Genomic DNA, 6300 nt, shown 5'->3' with positions numbered 1-6300 from the left:
CAGGAGCAATTAACGACCTTGCCTACAGCATGTTGAATTCCCGCTGAAAGATCACTTATATAATGGAATTGGTATTAATTCAAACTGATGAATATCTTCTAAGGTTTGCCTTTTGGTCTCATGAATATAACGCAAAAGAAGTAGCACAGAAAATAAAGTAAACAGACAATAAAAACTGTAAGTTTGTGCTAAGCCGAACACTTTAAGTAAAAAAGGAAAACTTCTTATCATCACATAGTGCACCAACCATAGCGTACAGCCACTCAAAGCCATGCCTAAACCGCGTATTTTTTGGGGAAACATTTCGGCAAGTAATGTCCAAGTAACAGGCCCCCATGACAAGCTAAAAAAGAACACATAGACATTTGCCGATATTAACGCTAACCAATCATAAGTCCCTAAATTTAACTCCCCATTTAAACCAAATTCTGCATTGGCAAACGCATAAACAATCAAGCCTAAGGTTAATGTCATGCCCATGGAACCAATAATCAAAAACGGTTTGCGTCCACATTTATCAATAAAAATAAGAGTCAAACAACAACCTGCAATACTTACCATACCAGTAATAATAGTAATCAATAGGGTATCTGTTTCAGAAAAGCCAACGCCTTGCCATAGAACAACCCCGTAATAATAAATCACATTAATACCCATTAACTGTTGAAGTGCCGCTAATGCCAAGGCTAACCAAAGTACACTTTTAATTCTCTTTTGACCATTTTCTAGTAAATCAGCCATAGTCGGATAATGGGTTAAGGGCAAAGTTAACTTAAGCTTAGCCACTACACTCGCCGCTTTTTGCTGACCATGCAACCTAATAAGCACTTCATGAGCAGCTCTTTGATTACCAATGGCAGCGAGAAAGCGGGGACTCTCAGGAATAAAGAATAATAAAAAAAGAAAAAGAAAAGCAGGAAACAGTTCAATCCAAAACATCCAACGCCACGCTTCTGCATCAAGCCAAAGAAGATGTGTCGATTTACCCGCAATATTCACTAATACATCATTACTCAAACTTGCAGACAAGAGTCCCAGTAAGATGGCCATATACTGCAAGCCTATTAACCTCCCTCGGTATTGAGAAGGCGCAATTTCTGCAATATAAATGGGAGTGATAACAGACAAAACACCAATGGCTATTCCACCTAACATTCGATATAAAATAAAGCCAATAGAAGAATCAGTGATCCCCGCCCCCCATGCACTGATCACCAAAAAATTAGCCGCTACAATCAACATAGAACGCCGACCTAAACGATCAACAAACAGACCTGACAATAGCGCGCCTGCAGCTCCCCCCAATAAAATTGCAGTTACATTAAATCCACTGGCAACATGATTACTTCCAAACACAGAATACAAGCCGTCAAACGTGCCATTGATAACCCCTGTATCAAATCCAACTAAAAAACCGCCTAATGAACTTATGAGGCATACAGAAATAACAAAAATTAAATTTTCACTGCGATGAAAAGAGGAATTATTGCTTATTTGAGTGCTGTGATTATGATCCGACTTCAATTGATCCACATTCACACCCCTTTGACAATTAATAAATAACAAAAGAGAAAATTTTACCCGAATTCTATGACCTTTTAAGTTAAAACTTAATGATTACACCATAAGCGCCTTAAATAGCATCAATCCCAAAACAAAAATTAACCCAAAAAACACATAAATAATAAATAAAACAACCAAAGTCAAACAGGTTTTGCACCTCTTTGCTGGCTATTCACGTCCAGAGAAGTTAACCATCAATACCCCTATTTTAGGGGTATTGATTTAGCAAATAACTTGAAACGTAAGTCAATTAATAAAAATAATCAACTTGTTCACTTAGCTCCGTCGATAACTGCTTTAAATTTTCTGCATTTTTTGCCGTTTTACCAGCAATCTCTTGACCATCTTGATTCAGTCGACTGATTTCAGTTGCATTAACTGCCACTTCTTGAGTCACTTGTGCTTGTTCCTCAGCCGTGGCAGCAATCACCTCAGACTTACATGCAATATCGGTCACTTGATCGGTAATTTGATCTAACGCAATCCCCGCTTGTTGAGCTTGCTCTGTCACTTTTTTACCTTTTATTTGACTTTCTGACATCAAGGTCACAGCACTGCTCGTATAATCTCTTAACTGATCAATAATGGTCACGACTTCCTTCACCGAACCTTGTGTGCGATGCGCCAAGGTTCTTACCTCATCGGCAACAACGGCAAAACCTCGCCCCTGCTCCCCAGCTCTTGCCGCTTCAATCGCCGCATTCAAGGCTAACAAATTCGTTTGTTCTGCCACTTCATCAATCATGCGTGTCACTGCTTGAATATTTTCACTTTGACGACTCACCATATCAATGGCTTCAGCAGATTGACGTAACTGAATGTTTAGATCTGCAATCTCACTTCTCACCTCTTTAACCAGCTCAGACCCTGACAAACTGACCTCATTGGCAGAACGAACACTCACTGCGATGCTTTCAACTTGCTCTGCTACAGATTGCGCAGATGAGGCCATTTGCTCAATGGCTGTTACAACTAATTCCACCTGTTGATGTTGTACATCCGCTTGCAACAAACTCTCTTTAGCATCCGCTGCAACATGCTCTGCACGTGTTTGAACTTGTACACTTGCTTCTCGTATATTAGACACTAAGCCATTAAACTTAAATGCCATTACATGAAAACCATGAGTAAGTTGCTTTATCTCATTATTAGAATTACCTTCCACTTCTGGAATCTTCAAGCTCACTTGCCCTTGGCTGAGTTGATCCATATAGCCAGTTAAGTCTTGTAATGGTCCCGTCATTCGATAAAGAAAAATACTCAGCAAAGTGAAAATAATCAGAGTAACAACACTCGATACTCCCATGATCAACATGAGTAAATGATTACTACCTTTAGTGACTTCTTCAATATAAGAGCCTCCAATCAAGGTCCAATCCCAGCCAGGTACCTGGGTATAGACAGCGTATTTTTCTTTCGCCTGACCTTTAATATTTTCGAAATAGCGGATCACTCCATTCTCATTATTCACTATTTCAGCAAAGACTTTCTTACCTTCATTATCTTTGAGATCAAGAATCGATTCACCTTGACGTTTCTTTTGGGGATGATAAAGGTATTCCCCCAAATAATCGGCATGATGATTAACCACTATGGTATAACCACTATCCCCCCAACCTAATAGCGCAAGATTAGCAAAAATCGTTTCCGATGCATCCTCAATGGGCAATGCCACTGCTGACACACCGCGTATTCGATGAAATTCATCCTTTATGGGGGAATAATAACTAATATACTCTCGGCCAAATAAACGTACTTTATCGTAGTAAACTTGACCATTACTCAATTTAGTATAGGCAGGATGCCCTGGTCCTAATATGGCGCCAGACGCCCTATGGCTAGAATCTGTTTTTAATGTCGTTGCCACTCTGACAAATTCATTGCCTGAAGCCAAAAAAATCGTCGCCGTAACATCGGTATCATGGGTAAACCTATCAACAATACTGGTATTGCCAACAATAGACTGCCCATCAATAAAAGCATCATTGATCTTTCTTCCCTCATACATAACATCATCATTTGAAAACGTCAGTCCATGTAAATACCCCGATCTAAAAGTCACTTCAAGATCTTTTGCCACATCGATATAACTGACAAATTGACTGGCAATCGTATCAGATAACACACTTAATTTAGATTGATGCTCTTTTAAGGTTTGTTGCATCAATAGCGCTGATGCTTGTTGATACACAACGACGGCAATCGATACACACGCCATGATCAAAAACAAACTCATTGCTAAGCGTAATTGAAAACGAATACTTTGATTTTTTATCTTATTCCACATGTTCCATTTACAGAGAAAACCCCTTTCTCTGCCTCGCACCTATTTAATGCTGCGGATTATGTATTCGAAACATATTACTGTAAACACAGCTATTTAGCCTATACAGCTCGAAAATCTATACTCTCCCTGTTAGAAAACATGAACAGTGGCATTGAAAATGAGTGAATTCACATATTTTAAAGGGCAAATTCACCTCATCCAATATTCTAGTAAGCCCCGTGGAATAAGGAGTTCACTCATTCATCGCGCGTTTTTAAAAGCCAAAGCACAACAAAAACGATTAACATCAAAAATACTCACTTATAATAAAGGGCGCTAATACATGTTAGACCTATGTCTAATCACGATATTCAAGGCCACTGGTTTTCATAACCCCAAAAAGAAAGTCACAGTAAAGCAATCAGACTCATTGGCATAGGAACAACCGCCCTCAGTTTATTCTAAGCTCGAAGTTAATTTTTATATTATTCACCCACAACCACAGCATAACTCTCAGCTTTGACACTACCAATGCCATCACCGAAAGCACTTGATCGGCACTGATTAAAGGTTTTACTGAAAATAAAATAACAGATGAATAAATACAAAAACCAATGGCAATAATAAAAAATGCTATGATAGCATCACTAACCTACTCACTTAATTTAAGAATGATAAAAATATCCAACGCAGTACAGATTGCAGAGCATGAAATCGAATGGCAGTTCATCCGCTCCAGCGGTGCAGGGGGACAACATCTCAATAAAGTCTCAACGGCCGCTCAATTAATTTTCGACATAAAAACCTCTTCCCTCCCTTTTTTTTATCAGCAAGCACTGCTAAAAAAAGCCGATCACCGCATTAGTAAAAGCGGTAAAATTATTATAAAGTGTCAGCAAAGTCGTAGCCAAGATTCAAACCGTCAAACCGCTCTCATGCAATTCATCGAACTGGTTTCCAGTGTAGGCAAAACACAGAAAAAACGTATCGCCACCAAACCGACCAAAAGTAGCCAACAACGCCGTATTACAGCCAAGAAACAAAAAGGGCTCACTAAAACCCTCAGACAAAAGAAAACCGACTATTGACCTTCTTATCCTATATTTTTAGTCGCGCGCCCTCGACAATTTCCCTATTATTTGCTGAAATCAGAACTCTTGCTATTAAAAGGCTTTATCAATGATTGCGCAACATAAAATTCTCTTAGTTAACGGGCCCAATTTGAATCTATTAGGAAAAAGGGAACCTGGACATTATGGACACCACACACTCAAGCAAATTGTGGACGAACTGAATAAAGAAGCATCATTAAACCACATTGAAATAGAACACATTCAATCCAATGCTGAACATGAACTGATCGACGCAATTCATAACACCACAGCAGAATTTGTGATTATCAACCCCGCCGCTTTTACTCACACCAGTGTGGCATTAAGAGATGCTTTATTGGGTACTGCCCTCCCTTTTATTGAAGTCCATCTATCCAATATTCACAACAGGGAACCTTTTAGACATCATTCTTATTTCTCAGATAAAGCTATCGGTGTGATCTGTGGTCTTGGTGCCCAAGGCTACTATTTTGCGCTGCAAGCTGCCGTATCTCATCTCAGTACTAGAGCCAGATCCATTGAAGATGCAAACCAGAAATAATCCTGTTATTTAAGGAAACTGGCCATGATTATGATCACAGGAGCAAGCAGTGGCTTAGGTGCAGCCCTCGCTTTTGAATATGCCAAAGATAATGCACACTTATTCTTAACAGGAAGAAACACTCGACGTCTTCAGCAGATTGCAACGCAACTGACATCGCATCAAGCAGTCCATACCTATACGGCCGATTTATCTCATTATGAGGACATTGCTCAATTATTTGATGCACTGCCTTGTATGCCAACCTGCCTCATTCATTGTGCAGGCAGTGGTCTGTTTGGTCCAATCGAAACACAAGATCCCACTCAAATTAAACAGCTCATCGATGACAATGTCACCGCCTGTATTTATGTCATACAAGAAGCCATTAAACGCTTTAAAGACAAGCCAATGACACTGGCCATAGTGATGTCCAGTGCCGCTAATACAGCCAAAACCAATGAATCGACTTATTGCGCCGTAAAATGGGCAATTAAAGGTTTTCTTAACGCATTAAAACTGGAACTCAAAACCAGTCCAATTAAAATCGTTGCAGTCTATCCTGGGGGAATGAATACTGATTTCTGGTCTACAAGTGGTACTCATCTAAATACAAGCGCTTTCATGGAGGCAAGTGAAGCCGCTTCCATGTTGAAACAAGCTTTATTAAGTACTGAAAAAGGCTATATTTCTGAAATTAGCATTGATCGAGGCTAGGGGGCTGTTGATCTTGAGTGATGATTTCTACAGTCGTTTGTGGGGCTTTATACCAATTCCATTATATAAGTGATCTTTCAGCGGGAATTCAACATGCTGTAGGCAAGGTCGTTAATTGCTCC

The 6300-nt window shown here is 39.6% G+C and carries 5 protein-coding genes; 3 read left to right on the top strand and 2 right to left on the bottom strand.

Going from position 1 to position 6300, the window contains the following annotated elements; all coding sequences use genetic code 11:
- Window positions 1-51: 51 nt before the first annotated feature.
- Together Q0791_RS24020 and Q0791_RS24015 are read right to left on the bottom strand one after the other, a co-directional pair.
- Entirely contained in the window at window positions 52-1533 is a 1482-nt protein-coding gene (locus Q0791_RS24020) for a sugar porter family MFS transporter (protein WP_299011791.1), read from the bottom strand.
- Window positions 1534-1813: 280 nt separating this feature from the next.
- Complete coding sequence (locus tag Q0791_RS24015; protein ID WP_299011790.1) at window positions 1814-3850, bottom strand: Cache 3/Cache 2 fusion domain-containing protein; 2037 nt, start codon at window positions 3848-3850, stop codon at window positions 1814-1816.
- Window positions 3851-4500: 650 nt separating this feature from the next.
- Between Q0791_RS24015 and arfB the strand changes: the two genes are divergently transcribed.
- From arfB to Q0791_RS24000, 3 genes are all read left to right on the top strand, one after another.
- Entirely contained in the window at window positions 4501-4917 is a 417-nt protein-coding gene (gene arfB, locus Q0791_RS24010) for an alternative ribosome rescue aminoacyl-tRNA hydrolase ArfB (RefSeq protein WP_299011792.1), read from the top strand.
- 91 nt (window positions 4918-5008) lie between these two features.
- Window positions 5009-5482, top strand: a complete 474-nt coding sequence (aroQ, locus tag Q0791_RS24005) for a type II 3-dehydroquinate dehydratase (protein ID WP_299011789.1) — start codon at window positions 5009-5011, stop codon at window positions 5480-5482.
- Window positions 5483-5506: 24 nt separating this feature from the next.
- Entirely contained in the window at window positions 5507-6178 is a 672-nt protein-coding gene (locus Q0791_RS24000; RefSeq protein WP_299011788.1) for an SDR family NAD(P)-dependent oxidoreductase, read from the top strand.
- Window positions 6179-6300: the final 122 nt, after the last annotated feature.

The sequence above is a fragment of the uncultured Shewanella sp. genome (genome assembly GCF_947495455.1).
GTDB lineage: Bacteria > Pseudomonadota > Gammaproteobacteria > Enterobacterales > Shewanellaceae > Shewanella.
The sequence above is the reverse complement of the archived record's forward strand: the minus strand, read 5'-3'. Positions and strand labels throughout refer to the sequence as shown.

Coding starts and splice junctions, on each gene's coding strand:
- arfB (WP_299011792.1), top strand. CDS start 4,501: ATGATAAAAATATCCAACGCAGTACAGATTGCAGAGCATGAAATCGAA.
- aroQ (WP_299011789.1), top strand. CDS start 5,009: ATGATTGCGCAACATAAAATTCTCTTAGTTAACGGGCCCAATTTGAAT.
- Q0791_RS24015 (WP_299011790.1), bottom strand. CDS start 3,850: ATGTGGAATAAGATAAAAAATCAAAGTATTCGTTTTCAATTACGCTTA.
- Q0791_RS24000 (WP_299011788.1), top strand. CDS start 5,507: ATGATTATGATCACAGGAGCAAGCAGTGGCTTAGGTGCAGCCCTCGCT.